This window comes from Polaribacter sp. Hel_I_88 (assembly GCF_000687935.1).
Classification (GTDB): Bacteria; Bacteroidota; Bacteroidia; order Flavobacteriales; family Flavobacteriaceae; genus Polaribacter.
Map to the genome: position 1 here is coordinate 2,619,655 of NZ_JHZZ01000001.1, position 18,533 is coordinate 2,638,187.

Below are 18,533 nucleotides of genomic sequence, written 5' to 3' on the forward strand. Positions count from 1 at the left end.
ATCTTGAGCGAAGTCGAAAGGCTATATCTTTTTGCTGAAAAAGCAAAAAGGATGTCGTTTCAATCTGGGCTAAACTTGTTTGCTAATTTTTAGAGTAAGGATATTTTTTTGAATTTTTAGTAGGTGTAATGATGTAGCTATTTTATATCCTATCTGTTAAATTCGGATATTGTTTTTCAGCTAGTAAGATTATAATTATTTACAAGAACAGAAGCAGATATGCTTAAAACTTTTTCTAATTCTCTTATCATTTCCACAGTCAATCTTTTCTTTTTATTTAAGATTTCAGATACTCTACTTTTACCACCAATAACTCCAACTAAATCCTTTTGTTTAAGATTCATTTCTTCCATTCGGATTTTAATTGCCTCAATAGGATCTGGAGACTCAATAGGATAATGTTTGTTTTCAAAGTTTTCAATTAATAATGATAAAATTTCAGCTTCATCTCCTTCTTTTGAATTTGTAGAAGCATCAAAGATTAACTCAAGTCTTTCAAGAGCTTTATCATAATCTTTTTCCGTTTTTATAGGTTTAATTTTCATAAATCATTTTTTTATTAAGTAAAAAATTAAACTAACTCTCAGTATTTGTAACAGTAAGTTTAGTGTACATCAAAACCAATACTAAAGAAGAAATAAAATAAATCAAAGCAATATTCCAGCCAAAGAAAAAGTGAACAACGAATGCTTGAAAACTATAAAAAACAGGAAAACTAATCACGTTTACAGCGTATTTCATAGTATCAATAAATTCAATTTCTTTAATATTTTTCGACATTTTTTTCCAAATTAAAAAAGGGAAAATGCTATTTAAAAGAATTAAGTAAAAAAGTGGTTTTAGAAAATTAGATTGTTTTTTTACAGGATTTGGAAAATTGTTTTCAGTAATCATTTTATTTACTTTTTCAACTTCGGTAAAATCTACATTGGCAGCATTTAATTTAGCTAGAGTAGTGGCATAGTGCTCATCATTAGGTATATGAACTGTTAGTTTTTTTAATTGCTTGCTTACTTCATTTTTTAAAATATTGATTGCTTTTGGTTTTTCGTTTGTATTAAAAATTTCTCTTGAATTTATTTGGTCTCCGAATTTTACACAAACTTTTGAAGGATATTGAGAAGAATTTTGATACGTAATTCCAACAGGAAGAACCGTAATTTCTAAATCTGGATTACCCTCTAAAGCTCCAAAAACAATTCTCGTAAACCCTTTGCTTAAAGGTTGAATCGTTCTATCTCTACAATGGCCTCCTTGTGGAAAAATCATTAAGGTTTCTTTGTTTTTTAGTATGTTGAAACACTTCTCAAAAATTTCTTCGTTGTTAGAAAGTTGTTGTCTGCCATCTCTAATTCTATAAATTGGCATTAAGTTTAAAGAAGCCAATGCTTTTTTTACCAAAGGTTTCGAAAATACGTCTGCTCTTACCAAAAAATGATTTTCTCTAGAACTGTTAGAAGTTACAAACAGAGGATCCATCAACGCATTTGGATGATTGATGGCAAATAGAACTGCTCCTTTTTTGGGAATATTTTCTTTCCCAAATACTTTTATTTTTTTAGCATAAAACTCCAAACTAATCTTTAAGAAAAGCTTTACACTTTCGTACCAAATTTTCTTAATCATAATTTTTTACTTGTAGTTTATTTTTGTATCGTCCCCAAAAAGTAGCTAGAGCCATTCCTGAAAACACATCCCAAATACCCCAAAAAGCTGCCAATAAAGCCATACCACCTAAACCATCAAAAAAGCCAAAAATTAATAAAAGTCCTAAACCACCATTTTGAATTCCTGTTTCCATAGCAATTGTTTTACAATCTTGTTTGTTTAAGCCAAAACTTTTTGCGGTGTAAAAACCTAGTATAAAAGCAACAATATTATGGAAAATAACTAAGGCTAACACATGGTGAATATGATTTACAAAAACATTTAAATTTTGCGAGAAAGCAATAAAAATCAACGCAATAAAAACCAACATAGAAAGCGGTTTTAACACTTTTTCAATTTTGCCAGCCATTTCATCATGATAATGTTTGATTAGCATTCCTAAAACTAAAGGAATTCCCAAAATTAAAGAAACGAGTTTTAGTAAATCTATCCAATTGAGTTCTACTGTTTTTAAAATTTCGTTAGTAGGCTCGTACATACTTCCCCAAAACTGCAAATTAAAAGGCGTCATAAAAATGCAAATTAAGGTTGCAAATGCTGTTAAACTCACAGAAAGTGCTGCATTTCCCCCAGCCATTTTACTAAAAAAGTTTGAGACATTTCCTCCAGGACACGCTGCAATCATCATCATTCCTAATGCAAAACTTGGGTGAGGCTTTATCAAAATTATCGCCAAAAAAGTAACTGCAGGTAGCAATATAAATTGCGATAAAACACCCACAAAAACTATTTTAGGATTTTGAAAAAGACGTTTAAAATCATCGACAGTAATTGCCAAAGCCACACCAAACATAATAATGGCAATGGCTATATTTAAAACCCACAAACCACTAGAATCGAAGTTTATTTTTATGGCATCTATGTCTATTTGGTTTGCTATTAGATTCAAAGTTTTTTGGTTTAAAGTTTCAGATTGAAGATTGTTTTATAACATTAGGAAAAGTCTTCAACAGGCTCAGACTAACATTCGTTGGTTAAATTGCAATTAGTAAATATTAAATTCAATATAAATTTATTTTTTTAATTCGTGTATCCGTGGCAAAAGAAAATTAAATCTTATCTCTTTTATCTAATTTTTTTCTCTCTTTTGCTGTTTCCTGTCTCAAAAACAACTAGTTTCTATTCATCAACATACAGAGTCAATTCGTAAACGCATATTCAATAATATTCGAACCCATTTTTAGGGCTGTTTCTCTAACTTCTTTAGGGTTTTTGTGTATAATTTGATCTTCCCAACCATCACTCAAATCAGTTTCATAATCATAAAAAACGATGAGTCGTCCTTCATAAAATAAACCAAAACCTTGTGCTGGTTTTTTATCATGTTCATGAATTTTAGGAATGCCTTCAGGAAATTTAAATGTCTGGTTATAAATAGGGTGATTGCTTGGAATTTCTTGAAACTCCAAAGTTGGGAATACTTTTTTAAGTTCGGCTCTTATAAATTTATCCAAACCATAATTGTCGGAAATATGTAAAAATCCACCAGAAATTAAATAGTTTTTTAAGTTGGTTGCTTCTTCATCTGTAAAAAACACATTTCCATGTCCTGTCATAAATAATATTGGGAAATTAAAAATATCTTCGCTATTTACAGCTACAGATTGTGGATTTTCAGCAATATTTGTTTTTATATTTTGATTGGTAAATTCAACCAAGTTCGGAATTGCAGTTGGGTTTGCATACCAATCTCCACCACCATTATATTTTAAAATGGCAATATCTTGTGCGTTTGTTTGCAGAAAGATTAATAAAATAAGTATTGAAGTAAATTGCTTCATAAATTTTAAAAAATGAATTTGAAGCAAGATAGTAAATTCAAGTTTGAAGACTTCAAAACTCATTTAAAATTTTACGACTTTAATTTAAAATATTCTGATAAAAAACGGGAAGTTTAGTTTTTAAAAAAAAACACTAACTATGAGATTTCTCAATCGCCTAAAAAGGCTCATTTCGAAATGACATTTGAGAGAGCATAAAAAAGTAATTAAAAATCACTCATTTATAAAAGAAATCAAATTCACAGCAACCAAACCAGCAGTTTCTGTTCTTAATCTGCTTTCGCCTAAAGAAATAGGAGTGTATTTTTTAGTCAATGCTTTTGTAATTTCTTGAGGAGAAAAATCGCCTTCAGGACCAATTAAAATGGTTAATTTTTCTGATGGATTTACAACAGATTTTAATGGGTTTTTTAAATTAGAATCTTCACAATGAGCAATACAAAGTGTGCCTTCATTTTTTTGATTGATAAAATCCCCAAATTTTATAGGTTCATTAATTTTTGGTAGTGTAAATTTTAAAGACTGTTTCATTGCAGCTTGAATGATTTTTTCAAATCGTTCTAATTTTACATTTCTACGTTCGGAATTACTGCAAATTAGTGGCGTAATTTCATCAATCCCAATTTCTGTGGCTTTCTCTAAAAACCATTCAAATCTGTCGTTACTTTTTGTGGGTGCAATTGCAATATGCAGATAATAATCCCAAGGTTTTGGTTTTTGTTGAACTGCAATTATTTCAGCAATGCATTTTTTATCGCTGGCAATCATAATTTTGGCATCAAACAAAAAACCTTTTCCATTGGTGATTTGCAAAATATCATCTTCTTTTTTTCTTAAAACACGAACAATATGTCTGCTTTCAATTTTATCAAAAGTTAGTTGCTTAGTTTCTGTAGAAATATCTGAATTGTAAAATAATTGCATGGTTATCGGTTCAAGGTTTAAGGTTTCAAGTTCAAAGTTCTTACAGTTGTGTTTTAACGGTTCAAGGTTTAAAGTTTAAGATTTAAAGTTCTTATTGTTGTGCTTAAAGGATTCAAGGTTTAAGGTTTCAAGTTCAAAGTTATTACTGTTGTGCTTAGACGATTCAAGATTGAAAGTTTAAAATTCAAAGTTTAAGAGAAATTCCTAAATGTCAGTTCGAGTGAAATTTCTTTTTCAGAAATTTTGTATCGAGAACTCGTTTAAATTTCAAAAGTTTGAACATCCCTGATTAGAGTTGACCGTTTTTAGTTATTTATTTCGTTGTTAAAAATAGTAATATTTGGTTTATTATTATTTGATAAAGTTGCCCAATATTTTTCAAATTCTACAGGATTCATATTAGGTAAATGTTTATGAGTTCTAGTGTTATTGTAATTTTCCACTGCCTTTTTTACATTATTTTTTAATTGATTAAATGTTTTAGGGTTCCAGTAGCTTAAATATTCTTCTTTTATAGTTCTATTGATTCTTTCTGCATACGCATTATCTAAGCCACTATAACACATACTTATCTTGGTTTGATTCAATTTTAAAAGGTCTAAATATTTGCCATAAGTATATTGACTTCCTCTATCTGAATGATGGATTATAGGAGCCTGATTATCTTTCAAAGCCATTTTTAAAGCAGTTAAATTAGCTTCTGCTCTCATATTATCTGACACTTTATAACCTACAATTTTTTTTGTGTAAACATCTATTATAAATACTGCATAATAATGTTTACCATTTAAAGGTAAGTAAGTAATATCTGATTGCCATACATTACTAGGTTTGTCAATTTTTAATCCTTTTATTAAATTTGGATAAAACTTTTTACCAGCAATAGTGGTTCTTTTATAATTCTTAACCTTTTTAATTCTGTAACCTAAACTCATCATAGTATTTACAAATCGATCACGTCCTATAAATTCAGGATTTAATATAGTGTACATTTTTTCTACTCCACAACCAGGATGATCTAAACGCAAATCATCAGCTTCTAAAATCAATTGAGATAATTGATGATCAAATATAGCTTGTCTTTTTTCATATTGATAAACAGCTTGTTTGCTAATATCAATAACTTTATAAAGTTGATTCATGCTATAATTTATTTTTGATTTGTTTTTGCGAAACCAGCAGATTGTAGAGTATTGGAATTTTTTTTAATATCCACATTTAATTCATCACTTGCAATTTCTATAGTCTTCTCTAAATAATCTATAGCAATTTGTTTACGCCCCACAATTCCTTCAAGTTCTTTAACACGAGCTTCTAGTTTTTTCAATTTTTCAGAACTACTATCTTTCTTCTCAACCACTCTTGATCCTTTTTCGTTAAAGGTAGAGAATTTATGAATCCATTTGTAAATAGTTACATCAGAAATACTATGTAATTTTTTCAATTGTAAAACACTAAACCTTCCAGATTCAAAATCTTTTACAATTTCTCGCTTAAATTCTTCTGAATAAATTCTACTTTTCTTTAATTGTTTTAAATTTGCTTTCATTAGTTTGCACTTTGGTTAAAGTGGTCAACCTATATCAGGGACATACAGTTTTATTTTCACTAACCACTAACCACTAACCACTAACCACTAACCACTAACCACTAACCACTAACCACTAACCACTAACCAACAACATTCTTCCTATAAGTTCTTCTTCTTTTATGCGTAATAGGATTAAAATTTTCCCATAGTTTTTTTATGGCTTCATTATCTTCTAGTTCAGGAGTTCTAATACAGTTTTCGATGCCTAAAGGTGTAAATGTCTTTGTATACTGATCAAAAATAATAGCGTGAACACCTTTGTTTTGATAATCAGGATGTACACCAATTAAATAAAATGTTACATCTTTTGCGTGTTTTCTTGCTTTTAATAAATGAAAAATTCCAAAAGGAAATAACTTCCCTTTCGATTTTTGTAAAGCTTCTGAAAAAGAAGGCATTACAATTGCAAAAGCAACGAGTTTATTGTTTTCATCAACAACAAATTTTATATATTCAGGATTGATAAAACTGATGTATTTCTTTTTAAAAAATGCTATTTGAGCATCAGAAATTGGCACAAAACTAGATAGTTTTGCATACGATGCACTAAAAACGTCAAACATTTCATCAACATAAGGCATAATGTCTTTTGTCTTGGTAAAATCTAATGCTTTTAGTTTAAAACGTCTTTTTATGATGTTGCTAATTCTATCGAAATAAACAGCATCAACATCTTTAAATTTAAATTTATTTTCTAAATATTCTTTCTCTTTAACAAACCCTAATTGCTCAAAATGATCTTTATAATAAGGATGATTGTACCAAGTAATCATGGTGCCTATATGATCAAAACCATCTACTAAAACACCAGTTTTATCTAGATTATTAAAACCAATTGGACCTTCTATATATTCTAAATTATTTTTTTTGGCGATTTCGTTTACTTTGTCTAATAACACTTTAGAAACCTCAAGATCATCAATTACATCAAACCAACCAAAACGCATTTTTTTTACTTTTTGCTGGTTTACTTCGTGCCAATTTATAATGGCAATAACTCTACCAACAATTGTATTGTTTTTATACGCTAAAAAGAATTGAGCCTCTGCATTTTCGAAAACAGGATTTTTTTTAGGATCAAAATTGGCAATTTCATCCTTAATAATAGGAGGAACCCAATATTTGTGATTTTTATATAAAGAGAAAGGAAATAACACAAATTGTTTTATTTCGCTTTTAGTTTTGGCTTCTTTTAAAGTGATCATAAATTTTTTAACAATACTTATTTAGTTCCTTTTTCGTTTCTTTCTGGTTGAATTTTTTCCTTCTTTTTTCTTGAATACACTAAAAAGTCGACTAAAGAAACTACCTTGTTTTTTATTGTATTCAGAAACTGGACTATTTATTTCTCTACCATTTTCATCTATTTCTTTATAGGAATCTTTGTGTTTGTCAATTCTGTAAGAAACTCCAAAACCTCCATAAAAACCTTGCGTATTTCCTTCCATAAGAAGTCTTCCAGAAGCATTTATTTGAAGATTTTTGCTGTATAAATACGCTAAACCAGCACCAATATTTATGTTATTTTGATTTTCTAAAAAAACGGTTTGGTTTTCCACAAAGCCAGACCAATAATCGTTAAAATTAAAGGTTCCTGTAATGATGTATGAAATTTCAGAAAAATCAGTTCCTATTTTATCATAAAAAACATTGGTAACAATATTAAAATCAGAACTTAAATTATTTTGTAATAAAAGGCCAAATTTAGGAGACATGCTACCTGTTTTGTAAATGTCATTTACCATATCTGTATTTAAACCAGCGTAAATTGCCACAGAAGGTATTAATCTTTTATAATCAAAAGCCATTTTTCTTTTCCAACTTCTAATTTCTTTGCTTTTATCATCATATTCTTGTTGATACACTAAATATTTGGCACCCACTGTAAATCGTCCAAATCCATTTACAGCATAATCTGAAGTAAAAATATTCTTAAAAGCAATTTTATCTTTTTGATAACTAGTTTGTAGGTTTAATTCTAACCTTTCTAAGAAAAAACTAGTTCTAAAAAGCATATCAAAACCTAAAGATTGAGGTCTAGAAAAAGTGGGTTTTACAGTCATATTTCTAAAGAACAAACTGCTTTCAAATTGATAAACTCCAGTACCAACACTATAAGGACTTTCTGAAAAACCTGGTTTGTTAGAGTTTATAACTTCTGTATATTGGCCGTAAACAGCAGAAAAACCAAAGAATAAGCATACAATAAAGAGTTGTAAAGAGTGGTTTTTCATTACTAAAAGAATGATTTTAATTTAAAAATTTAATTACAAAACAAACATAGCACAAAAATGCTGTTATTAAAAGCATTGCTCCCTTTTTTACCTTTATAAAAGTTTTGTAGTTTGTTAACGTTAGATTTGTTCGCAAATTGTTATTTTTGAAGTATTTTTTAACACTATTTATTACATGGGTTTATTAAAGTTTATATTCTTTGCGTTATTATTTTATTACGGATTTAAGTTTTTAGCAAGATTATTTGCACCTTTTTTAATTAAAAAAGTAGCAGATACCATGCAAAAAAAAGCTGAAGAACAATTTGGAGGACAGCAAGCAAAAAATAGTGTAAAAGAAGGAGAAACCATAATTGATAAAGCTCCAAGAAATAGCACACAAAGCAAAAACTCTGTGGGAGAATATGTAGATTTCGAAGAAATAGATTAAGTAACTTCTATTTATTTTGAGGCACTTTTATCAACCAAAAAAGTTCAATTTTTTAAATTAAGCATTTGAAACTTAAAAAAATATTTCCATATCTTGTAGCAATTCTAATCTTTATAATTGCCTCTTTATTATATTTTCATCCTGTTTTAAAAGGACAAAAAATAGCACAGTCAGATATTACCCAATTTCAGGGAATGGCTAAAGAAATTACCGATTTTAGAGTCGATAAAAACACAGAACCTTATTGGACAGGCGCTTCTTTTAGTGGAATGCCAGCCTATCAAATAAGTGCGTATTATCCATTCGATTTTGTAAGAACTTTAGACAGAACATTACGTTTTTTACCAAGACCTGCAGATTATACTTTTCTGTATTTTTTAAGTTTTTTTGTGTTGATGATGGCACTAAAAGTAGAATGGCGTTTGGCAGTTTTAGGCGCACTTTCCTTTGGGTTTTCCACCTATTTAATTATCATTTTTATTCCTGGGCATAATTCTAAAGCACACGCAATTGCATATATGCCTTTGGTTTTAGCTGGATTTTTGTGGGTTTTTCAACGAAAATATGTGTTAGGTTTTATTGTTACAGGTTTGGCAATGGCTTTAGAAATTTATACAAACCACATTCAAATGACCTATTATTTAGGTTTTTGTTTGCTGATTTTAGGTATTGTAGAGTTGATAAACGCCATCAAAGAAAATGTTTTACCAGTATTTATAAAACAAGCGGCTGTAATTTTAGCGGCTGTAATTTTAGGAATTGGCGCAAATGCACCCAGATTAATGGCAATGCAAGAATATTCGGAATTTAGTACAAGAGGAAAATCTGAATTAACCATAAATGCTGATGGTAGTAAAAAAGAAGCAACGAAAGGTTTAGACAAAGCCTACATTACACAATATAGTTATGCAAAATTAGAAACTTTTAATTTGTTTATTCCACGTTTTATGGGTGGAGGAACTGTGGAAGAATTGGATGATAATTCTAATTTTTACAATTATTTTGAAGAATTACATGGGAGAAAAGCAGCAGATGATTACTCTAAACAAGTACTAACTTATTGGGGAGATCAACCCATTATTGAAGCACCTGCGTATATTGGTGCAGTTATTTTCTTCTTATTTTTTCTTGGGATATTTTTGGTAAAAGGACGCCTAAAACAATGGTTAGTTGCTGCAACTATATTTTCAATTTTGTTAAGTTGGGGTAGAAATTTAGAGTTTTTAACCAACTTTTTTATCGATTATATTCCATTATATAATAAGTTTAGAGCAGTTTCTTCCATACAAGTTATTGCAGAATTATGTGTGCCAATTTTAGGAGTTTTGGCGTTAAAAGAATTTTTCTCTGCTAAAATTTCATCCGAAGAAAAAATAGAAAGTTTAAAAAAAGCAGTTTATGTTTTTGGAAGTTTAATTATTGTTGGATTTTTTTTAGCACATTTTTCGTCTTCTTTTGAAGGTTTAAGAGATGGTAATTATAGTGAATTACCTGGTTTAATTGATGCAGTTATTGCAGATAGAAAATCGATGTTATTAATGGACACTATACGTTCTTTAATTTTGATGATATTAGCTGCTGGCGTTTTATGGTTTTTCTTAAAAGGCAAACTAAAACAACATATTGCAGTAATTGGTTTGGTACTTTTTATATTGTTCGATTTAATTTCGGTCAACAAAAATTACGTAAACGAATCTGATTTTAAACCTTCAAGAAGAGTCGATAAACCTTTTACAGCAAGCAATGCCGATAAATTAATTTTAGAGGATAAAACACATTATAGAGTTGCCAATTTTGCAAAAGACCCAATGCAAGATGGTTCAACCTCTTATTTTCATCAATCAATTGGTGGGTATCATGCTGCAAAAATGGGACGTTATCAGGAATTATTTGAGTATCAAATTGCAAAAAATAATATGGATGTGTTGAATATGTTGAACACAAAATATTTTATTGTTCCTGATAAAGAAGGCAAAGAACAAGTGCAATTAAATGAGGACGCCAATGGAAATGCTTGGTTTGTGGAAAATGTAAAAGTGGTAAATTCTGCAAACGAAGAAATGAAAGCTTTAGATTCTTTAGATACAAAAGAAGAAACTGTAATTAGGCTTTCAGAAATTGAAGAGTTTAAAAAGTGGCATCATACTGCACCAATAAGATTATTAACAAACTTTTCTTTTGAAAAAGACTCAACTGCAACTATCAATTTAACAAATTATGATGTTACAGAATTAACATATCAATCTAGTTCTACAAAAGAGCAATTTGTTGTTTTTTCTGAAATTTATTATAAAGATGGTTGGAATGCGTACATTAATGGTGAATTAACACCACATTTTAGAGTAAATTATGTTTTAAGAGGAATGCAAATTCCTGCTGGAGAAAACGAAATTGTGTTTAAATTCGAACCAAAAGTAATTCAAAAGGGAGGTATTATTTCTTTAGTTTCCTATGGTTTATTAATACTTGTTACAGTTGGTTGGTTATTTTATGATGATAAGAAAAAGAAAAAATCAGCCTTAAATGTACACTAAAATTCCACATAAAAGATATGCACATACTTTAGCATTTCTTCAAAGAGTAATGCCAGCACCTGCAACAATTTTAGATTTAGGGATTAGAAATCCATTTTCTGAAATCATGGAACAACATGGTTATACAGTTATCAATACTGAAGGAGAAGATTTAGATCTTTTACCTGAAATTGTAAAAAATCATAAAGTTGATGCTGTTACAGCCTTCGAAATTTTCGAACATTTATTAGCACCTTTTAATGTTTTACGAGCCATTGAAGCTACTAAATTAATAGCGACAATACCATTAGATTTATGGTTTGCAAAAGCCTACAGAAGCAAAACTGATAAATGGGATAGACATTATCACGAATTTGAAGATTGGCAATTTGATTGGTTGTTAGAAAAATCAGGTTGGGAAATTCAAACGAAAGAAAAATGGACAAGCCCAATTGATAAAATTGGTTTCAGACCTATTTTAAGAAAATTTACGCCAAGATATTATGCAGTATTTGCAACAAAATAATATATAATGAAGAAGAAAATTTTAATTGTAGTTGGTACAAGACCTAATTTTGTAAAAATAACTCAATTTAAAAAAGTTGCTGAGAAATACGAAAATTTAGAACTTAAAATAGTACATACAGGTCAGCATCATGATGATAAAATGTCTACTATTTTTTTAGAACAATTTGGTATTGAAGTCGATTATTTTTTAGGAATAAAAAGCACTTCCCCAAATAGTTTAATTGGCGAAATTATTATAAAGTTAGAAAGCGTAATCAATGACTATAAACCAGATTTATTACTTTGTGTTGGCGATGTAAATTCAACATTAGGAGCTGCAATTTGTGCGAATAAGTTAGGATTAAAATTAGGTCATGTAGAAAGTGGTTTAAGAAGTTTAGATCGAAAAATGCCAGAGGAAATAAACAGGATTTTAACCGATGAAATTTCTGATATTTGCTTTGTGACCGAAAAAAGTGGTATCCAAAATTTAAAAAATATTGGTAAAGAAGATGCTCAAATTGCATTTGTTGGCAATACAATGATAGATACTTTGGTTCATTTTAAAATTGAGATTGAAGCTTCTACCATTTTAAAAGATATTCAACAAGAAAAGCATCAATATATTTTAGCCACTTTACATAGACCCAGAAATGTAGATACTAAAGAAGCCCTTTTAAAAATTCTTGATTTATTTAAACAACTTACAGAGAACAATAAAGTAGTTTTCCCAATTCATCCAAGAACAAAAAGTAATTTTATAAAGTTTAATTTGTATGATTCTTTAACAGCGCTAAAAAATTTAATCATTATTGGGCCACAAAATTATTTCTCTTTTCAAAAATTGATAAAATATTCTTTTTGCGTTATTACAGATAGTGGAGGCATTCAAGAAGAAACTACTTTCTTACAGATTCCTTGCATCACTTTAAGAGAAAATACAGAAAGACCTTCAACCATAGAAGAAGGTACCAATGAATTAATGACTTTTGATACACAAAAAATTGTTCAAAAGATTCAACATATTTCTGAAGGAAACAATGGGAATAGTACAATTCCAGAATTTTGGGATGGAAATGCCACAGAAAGAATTATCCAAAAATCTTTAGAGTTTTTAGCATGAGTTACATCTGTATGATTGTTGATGGAGCATATCCTAATGATATTCGTGTTCGAAAAGAAGCAGAAGCTTTAGCTGAAAATGGTAAAAAAGTTTTAGTAGTTTGTCCAAGAAAAAAAAACGATTTAGAAACTGAAATTGTAAACAATGTAACAGTTTTTAGAATCGGAAAAAACTATAAAACAGCCAAAAAAGGGATTTACGATATCCTAGAAAGTGTTTCAAATATCAATCCTCTTTTTTACTTCGGAATTAAAAAAGCGTTTAAAAAATATAAAATTGATTATTTACATGTGCATGACTTGCCTTTGGCTGGAACAGGATTTAAATTTAAAAATAACGTAAAAAAGATCTATTTAGATTTACATGAAAACTATCCTGAAGCTTTAAGAACTTGGTTTTTGTGGAAACAAAATAGCGTTATTAAAGTAAAGAATTCTCTTTTTTTTAATTCAGAAAATTGGTCTAAAAAAGAAGAAAAATACTGTCAAAAATATGACAAAGTAATTTGCGTTGTTGAAGAAATGAAAGCAAAATTAATTGCTAAATTCAATATTGAAAAGGATAAATTAATTGTGGTTTCTAATCACGAGAAAAAGAGTTTTGCAGATAATTTTAACGAAGAAGTTGCTCAAAATATCATCAGTAAAAACGATTTTTCAATAACATATGTTGGTGGTTTTGGTCCTCATAGAGGTTTGCAAACAGCAATTGAAGCAATGCCAAAGATTGTACAAAAAGTACCAAATGCAAAATTATTTTTAATTGGGAAAGGAAGTGCAGATGTAGAAACTAAATTAAGAGATATTGTAAAAGAATTTAATGTAGAAAATTCAGTGGTTTTTGTTGGGTATAGACCCTTTAAAGAGGTCTCTACAATTATGCAAAAAACCAATGTAAACATCATTCCTCATTTGTCTAATGATCATACAGATAATACAATTCCTCATAAATTATTTCAAATAATGATGAGTAAAAGTTTGCTTTTAGTGAGTTCTTGCAAACCTTTAAAAAGAATTGTTACGAAGTATAATGCAGGTATTGTTTTTAATGCTGATGATGCCAATGATTTTGCAGAAAAAGTAATTTCAATTCATCAAAATTATGATGAATATCAAATAAAAACCCAAAATGCTTTTGATGCTGTTATGAATAAAGGAGAAAATTGGGAGAAAGAAAGTTTAAAACTATTCAATTTATACACTAACTAAAACTATTGAAAGCGCTCATCATCACATATTATTGGCCTCCAGCTGGTGGTTCTGGCGTTCAACGTTGGTTAAAATTTGCAAAATATTTGCAAGATTTTGGTATAGAACCTATAATTTATACTGTTGATAATGCCAACTATCCAAAAGAAGATATTAGTTTGGTTGATGAAATTCCGAAAGGAATTATGGTTCTAAAACAACCTATTTGGGAACCCACAGATGTATTGTTTTGGAAGAAAAAAAATCAACAGAAAAAAGATATATCAAATAGTACAAATAGTGGTTTTTTATCTTTTATAAGAGGTAATTTCTTTGTGCCTGATCCAAAAATATTTTGGGTAAAACCTTCTATTAAATATTTAGAAAAGTATTTAAAAGATCATAAAGTTGATGTAATAATTTCTACAGGTCCTCCTCATAGTATGCATTTAATTGCTGATAAATTGCATCAAAAAACAGGTATTAAATGGTTAGCAGATTTTAGAGATCCTTGGTCTAATTTGTATTATAATAAAGATTTTAAGCAATTAAATTTTGCCATCAATCAAAATAAAAAATTAGAAACCAAAATATTAAAAAATGCAAATTGTATCTTAACTGTCAGCAATTCTTTAAAAGAGGAGTTTGCAAAACAAGCAAAAAGAGTTGAAGTAATTACCAATGGTTTTGATAGTGAAGTGTTGTTGTCTGATTCCAATGAATTAGATAAGAAATTTACAATTTCGTACATTGGTTTATTACCAAAACAAAGCAATCCTACATTGTTTTTTAAAGTTTTAAATGAAATTTGTCATCAAAATAAAGCGTTTAAAAACGATTTAAAACTAAATTTTATTGGTGATATTTCTGATGAAGTAAGAGATGAAATTCAAAACAATAATTTAGTAGGTAACTCAAATTTTCTTGGCTATGTTTCTCATCAAGAAGCGATTGGTTTTCAGAAAAAATCGCAGGTTTTGTTATTGTTAATTCCTAATATTGAGAATGCTCAAGGTATTTTAACAGGCAAATTGTTTGAGTATTTAACAGCAAATCGACCAATTTTGGCAATTAGTCCACCAAACAAAGATTTACAAGAAATTATAGAAAACACAAATGCAGGAACTGTTGTAAATTATAATGATGAACAAAAGATAAAAGAAACGATTGAAGGTTTTTACAATCAATATAAAAAAGGTTCTTTACAAGTAGCTGCAAAAAATATTGAACAATATCATAGAAAACAATTAACGAAAAAGTTAGCATTTATTATTAAAAGTCTAAATTCGTAAAATGGGAATTGTATTAAAACAATCTTTTAAAAACACGTTATTTATTTACCTTGGCTTCGTCTTTGGAGGAATCAATACACTAGTTTTATATACGCGTTTTTTAGAAGATGAATACTATGGTTTGGTTACCTACTTGTTGGCAACTTCCAATATTCTAATGCCTTTAATTGCTTTAGGAATTCATCATACCATTGTAAAGTTTTTCTCAAGTTATTTTACAAAATCCGATAAAGATAAATTTTTATCATCCGTCTTATTTTTACCATTATTGGTAGCAATTCCTATGGGTTTTTTAGGGAATTTGTTTTACGAGCAAATTGGTAATTATTTATCAGAAGAAAACCCAATCATTAAAGAATATACCTTCGTTATTTATTTAGTGGCTTTTACATGTGCATATTTTGAAGTTTTTCATGCTTGGGCAAAAGTGCATTTTCAAACAGTTTTTGGGAATGTTTTAAAAGAATTATACAACAGAGTTGCAGTAATGGTTTTGTTGTTTGCTGTTTATTTTGAGTGGATTACAAAAGCTGAATTTATTTATTATTTAACAGGTGCGTATTTTATAAGAATGCTTTTAATGATGTTTTACGCATTTAAATTATACTTTCCGAAATTCACATTTTCAAGACCCGATAACTTTAATGAAGTATTGCGTTTTTCTCTCTATATAATTTTAGCAGGAAGTGCAGGTGCTATTATTTTAGATATCGATAAATTCATGATTCCAGGAAAAGAATCTCTAGAAAAAGCTGCTTATTATGCTGTTGCAGTTTTTATTGGTTCGTTTATTGAGGCACCAAGTAGAGCTATGTTAAATATTTTACAACCTTTAACATCTAAAACTCTGAATGAAGAAAATCATAAAGAAGTAGCATCACTTTATAAAAAAAGTTCTATAAATTTATTGTTGATAAGTGGGTTGTTTTTTGTGTTGATAAATGCCAATATCAATCAGTTATTCAATTTGTTACCAAAAGAATATGCAGGTGGAGCTTTGGTTGTTTTTATGATTTCGTTACTAAAAATGTACAATGGCTTTTTAGGGAATAATGGCGCCATTATCAACAATTCAAAATATTACAAAGTTACTTTACCTTTTAGTTTAATCATGGCTTTTTCGGTCTATTTTTTGAATAAACTCTTTTACTATGAATTAAATATGGGAACTGATGGATTGGCTTTAGCAACGTTAATTGTAATTTTTTGTGCAAATACAGGTAAAATATTTTTTGTAAAAAGAAAATTTTCGATGTTACCTTTTACTGATAAATCATTTTTAATGATTTTTATTATCACAGCACTTTATTTGGTTTTTAATTTTTGGGATTTTCCAATTGAAAACATTTATCTATTTAAATTTCCAATTCATCCTATTATCAACATCATCTTAAAAAGTATATTAATTGCTTTTATTTATATATTTTTAGTGATAAAACTGAATATTTCTACAGAAATAACCAACATTGTAAAGCGTTTTTACAAGTAACAATCTAGCCAATCTGTTGCAATGTGAAAGAGCAATGCAAAGGCTAAAATTCTTATTTTCTTAAAAAATAACCCAACTATATAAACTCCAATAGCAATATAAGAGTGTAAAGGATGAAAGTTGATACTACATCTATTTTCTTCAAAAATTGGGTTTGCTAAAAGGTGATCTAAATCAATAAGCATCGAAGCTAAAAAGATAAGATACACAGTTTTCCATCGATCTTTAAAAAAGAAATACGCTATAAAAAACGGAACTATAAAATGGAACGAGTAGTGAATTATAAACTTAATCATAAAATAAAAAGGCTTACTACAAAATAAGCCTTTTTAATTTGAATATAAATAGTTGGGGGAAATTAAATTCTATAATTCAAATTTAGTATATTAAAACGCTTTATCTGTTTACATATGTTAAGAAAGTTACTTTGAGTAAATTTCTTTTCTAATTCTACTTAATTGAACAGGAGAAATATTTAAATAAGAAGCTATATGGTACTGAGTTATTAATTCTTCTATATTAGAAATTTCTTTTTTTAACTTCAAATATCGTTCTGTTGCATCCAAAACTGATAAATCATGAATCCTAGATTCCATAATTAAAAAAATAGATTCAAGCATTCTGTTATATAATATGGCAATATGATGATCTTTTTTTACTTGTTTTTTAAATTCCTTAAAATTAATTTCATAAAGTAAACAATCTGTTAAACATTGATAGTTAAGTTTGCAAGTTTCTTCAGTAATTAATGAACTTAAACAGCCTGTTGCTCTATTATCTGTAAAAATAGTTCTAATGTACTGTTTCCCTTTTTCATCTTGATAATAAGATCTTACAACACCCGTTTTTATGATATAGAAGCTGTTGGAAATTTGTCCAATTTTGCTTATAATTTCACCTTTTTTAAGGGAAACTTCTTTAGCTAAATCTACTAATTGTTGCACACTCGTTTTTGGAATTTCTCCAAAACTTTCGGTAAAATTTTTTAAAAATTCCATATTTTCCTGCTTTTTGAATAAAGATAGGAAAAATTATATGCTATTCAAAAAATTATAAATAACTAATTGCATTGGGTCCTTCCATAAAAAGTAAATCTAAAATAGAAAGATTTGGTAAAAATCCATGTTTATCATCAAACATTTGAATGTATGTATCTACCACTTTTTGAGGCTGTTGCTTTCTGTTTGCTAAAAATCTGAAATCTTTTTCAGTAGTTTCAACCTCATAATTTTCTGTAGTTGTAAAGTTAGAATCCAGTTGTAGTGCATCAGTTATAAATAAAAAAGTATCAATATTTAAATCCTGCAAATATTTATATTTTTTATGAAAAATAGGTGCAATATCCTCTTCTAAAAAATCAAAAAAAGGCGATGTTCTATAAGCAATTTGTAACGATTTAAAATGTTGGTCTTGCCAAGGAAAATCGTTTTCAACTAAAGTATCTTTTGTTTTTTTTCTGCTATCTTTAGTTTGATGTTTTACAGGAATACTCAACAACTGTTTGCCATTAGAATTATAGATATAACAACGATTTCTATAGCTTTGTTTCTGGAAATTATCCTCCAATTCAAAAACAATTTCATCGGCTTTTACAATCTCTGAATATTGAGAAATAGGAGAGAAGTATGTTGGTATAAATATTGACATTGGCCCCTTTTAATTCCCCAAAGGGGAAATTTTAGCAAGTTTGTGAAAAGTTTGTAATAAATTTTCATCAAAAGAAATAAATTTATTTTGATTAAAACTCTTTTCGTACTTTGCGTTAAACCCTTGCATCTTTGCGTTTATTTTACT

At 28.6% G+C, this 18,533-nt stretch carries 19 protein-coding genes; 7 read left to right on the forward strand and 12 right to left on the reverse strand.

Annotated elements, in window-relative coordinates:
• Positions 1 to 176: 176 nt before the first annotated feature.
• The 9 genes from P161_RS0111790 to P161_RS0111830 form a co-directional block, all read right to left on the reverse strand.
• Positions 177 to 545: a type II toxin-antitoxin system HigA family antitoxin gene (locus tag P161_RS0111790; protein WP_026777186.1), complete on the reverse strand. Its 369-nt coding sequence runs from the start codon at positions 543 to 545 to the stop codon at positions 177 to 179.
• 31 nt (positions 546 to 576) lie between these two features.
• Positions 577 to 1,626, reverse strand: coding sequence for a lysophospholipid acyltransferase family protein (locus P161_RS0111795; RefSeq protein ID WP_036841438.1), 1,050 nt, complete (start codon positions 1,624 to 1,626; stop codon positions 577 to 579).
• The gene (locus P161_RS0111800; RefSeq protein WP_036841903.1) at positions 1,619 to 2,548 is read right to left on the reverse strand and encodes a bile acid:sodium symporter family protein; all 930 of its coding nucleotides are present in this window, start codon (positions 2,546 to 2,548) and stop codon (positions 1,619 to 1,621) included. Before P161_RS0111800 ends, P161_RS0111795 begins: the two co-directional genes overlap by 8 nt.
• A gap of 259 nt (positions 2,549 to 2,807) precedes the next feature.
• Positions 2,808 to 3,449 (reverse strand): DUF4159 domain-containing protein, encoded by a 642-nt coding sequence (locus tag P161_RS0111805; RefSeq protein WP_026777189.1) that lies wholly within the window; start codon positions 3,447 to 3,449, stop codon positions 2,808 to 2,810.
• A 213-nt stretch (positions 3,450 to 3,662) separates the two neighbouring features.
• Positions 3,663 to 4,373 carry a 16S rRNA (uracil(1498)-N(3))-methyltransferase gene (locus P161_RS0111810; RefSeq protein WP_026777190.1) on the reverse strand — a complete coding sequence of 237 codons (711 nt, stop codon included), beginning with the start codon at positions 4,371 to 4,373 and terminating at the stop codon, positions 3,663 to 3,665.
• A 305-nt stretch (positions 4,374 to 4,678) separates the two neighbouring features.
• The gene (locus P161_RS0111815; protein WP_026776847.1) at positions 4,679 to 5,515 is read right to left on the reverse strand and encodes an IS3 family transposase; all 837 of its coding nucleotides are present in this window, start codon (positions 5,513 to 5,515) and stop codon (positions 4,679 to 4,681) included.
• Positions 5,516 to 5,523: 8 nt separating this feature from the next.
• Positions 5,524 to 5,922 carry a transposase gene (locus P161_RS0111820; protein WP_026776846.1) on the reverse strand — a complete coding sequence of 133 codons (399 nt, stop codon included), beginning with the start codon at positions 5,920 to 5,922 and terminating at the stop codon, positions 5,524 to 5,526.
• Positions 5,923 to 6,044: 122 nt separating this feature from the next.
• A complete protein-coding gene (locus tag P161_RS0111825; protein ID WP_026777191.1) occupies positions 6,045 to 7,169 on the reverse strand; it encodes a hypothetical protein in 1,125 nt (374 codons plus the stop codon).
• Between the two features lie 21 nt (positions 7,170 to 7,190).
• Positions 7,191 to 8,198, reverse strand: a complete 1,008-nt coding sequence (locus tag P161_RS0111830) for a transporter (protein ID WP_026777192.1) — start codon at positions 8,196 to 8,198, stop codon at positions 7,191 to 7,193.
• A gap of 175 nt (positions 8,199 to 8,373) precedes the next feature.
• Between P161_RS0111830 and P161_RS0111835 the strand changes: the two genes are divergently transcribed.
• From P161_RS0111835 to P161_RS0111865, 7 genes are read left to right on the forward strand one after another with little or no spacing between them, the layout of a single operon-like run.
• Positions 8,374 to 8,628, forward strand: a complete 255-nt coding sequence (locus P161_RS0111835; protein ID WP_026777193.1) for a DUF4834 family protein — start codon at positions 8,374 to 8,376, stop codon at positions 8,626 to 8,628.
• 56 nt (positions 8,629 to 8,684) lie between these two features.
• The gene (locus tag P161_RS0111840) at positions 8,685 to 11,162 is read left to right on the forward strand and encodes a YfhO family protein (RefSeq protein ID WP_036841441.1); all 2,478 of its coding nucleotides are present in this window, start codon (positions 8,685 to 8,687) and stop codon (positions 11,160 to 11,162) included.
• Positions 11,152 to 11,667 carry a methyltransferase gene (locus P161_RS0111845; protein ID WP_026777195.1) on the forward strand — a complete coding sequence of 172 codons (516 nt, stop codon included), beginning with the start codon at positions 11,152 to 11,154 and terminating at the stop codon, positions 11,665 to 11,667. The genes P161_RS0111840 and P161_RS0111845 overlap by 11 nt, the downstream gene beginning before the upstream one ends.
• A gap of 6 nt (positions 11,668 to 11,673) precedes the next feature.
• Entirely contained in the window at positions 11,674 to 12,771 is a 1,098-nt protein-coding gene (wecB, locus tag P161_RS0111850; protein ID WP_026777196.1) for a non-hydrolyzing UDP-N-acetylglucosamine 2-epimerase, read from the forward strand.
• The gene (locus P161_RS0111855) at positions 12,768 to 13,979 is read left to right on the forward strand and encodes a glycosyltransferase family 4 protein (protein WP_081817025.1); all 1,212 of its coding nucleotides are present in this window, start codon (positions 12,768 to 12,770) and stop codon (positions 13,977 to 13,979) included. Before wecB ends, P161_RS0111855 begins: the two co-directional genes overlap by 4 nt.
• 5 nt (positions 13,980 to 13,984) lie before the next feature.
• Positions 13,985 to 15,250: a glycosyltransferase family 4 protein gene (locus P161_RS0111860; protein ID WP_026777198.1), complete on the forward strand. Its 1,266-nt coding sequence runs from the start codon at positions 13,985 to 13,987 to the stop codon at positions 15,248 to 15,250.
• A 1-nt stretch (position 15,251) separates the two neighbouring features.
• Complete coding sequence (locus tag P161_RS0111865) at positions 15,252 to 16,739, forward strand: lipopolysaccharide biosynthesis protein (protein ID WP_026777199.1); 1,488 nt, start codon at positions 15,252 to 15,254, stop codon at positions 16,737 to 16,739.
• Here the strand turns inward: P161_RS0111865 and P161_RS19925 are convergent.
• From P161_RS19925 to P161_RS0111880, 3 genes are all read right to left on the reverse strand, one after another.
• A complete protein-coding gene (locus P161_RS19925; protein WP_026777200.1) occupies positions 16,730 to 17,035 on the reverse strand; it encodes a DUF6122 family protein in 306 nt (101 codons plus the stop codon). The genes P161_RS0111865 and P161_RS19925 overlap by 10 nt on opposite strands.
• 126 nt (positions 17,036 to 17,161) lie before the next feature.
• Positions 17,162 to 17,737 carry a Crp/Fnr family transcriptional regulator gene (locus P161_RS0111875; protein WP_026777201.1) on the reverse strand — a complete coding sequence of 192 codons (576 nt, stop codon included), beginning with the start codon at positions 17,735 to 17,737 and terminating at the stop codon, positions 17,162 to 17,164.
• 52 nt (positions 17,738 to 17,789) lie between these two features.
• Positions 17,790 to 18,386, reverse strand: a complete 597-nt coding sequence (locus P161_RS0111880) for a WbqC family protein (RefSeq protein ID WP_026777202.1) — start codon at positions 18,384 to 18,386, stop codon at positions 17,790 to 17,792.
• Positions 18,387 to 18,533 lie beyond the last annotated feature (147 nt).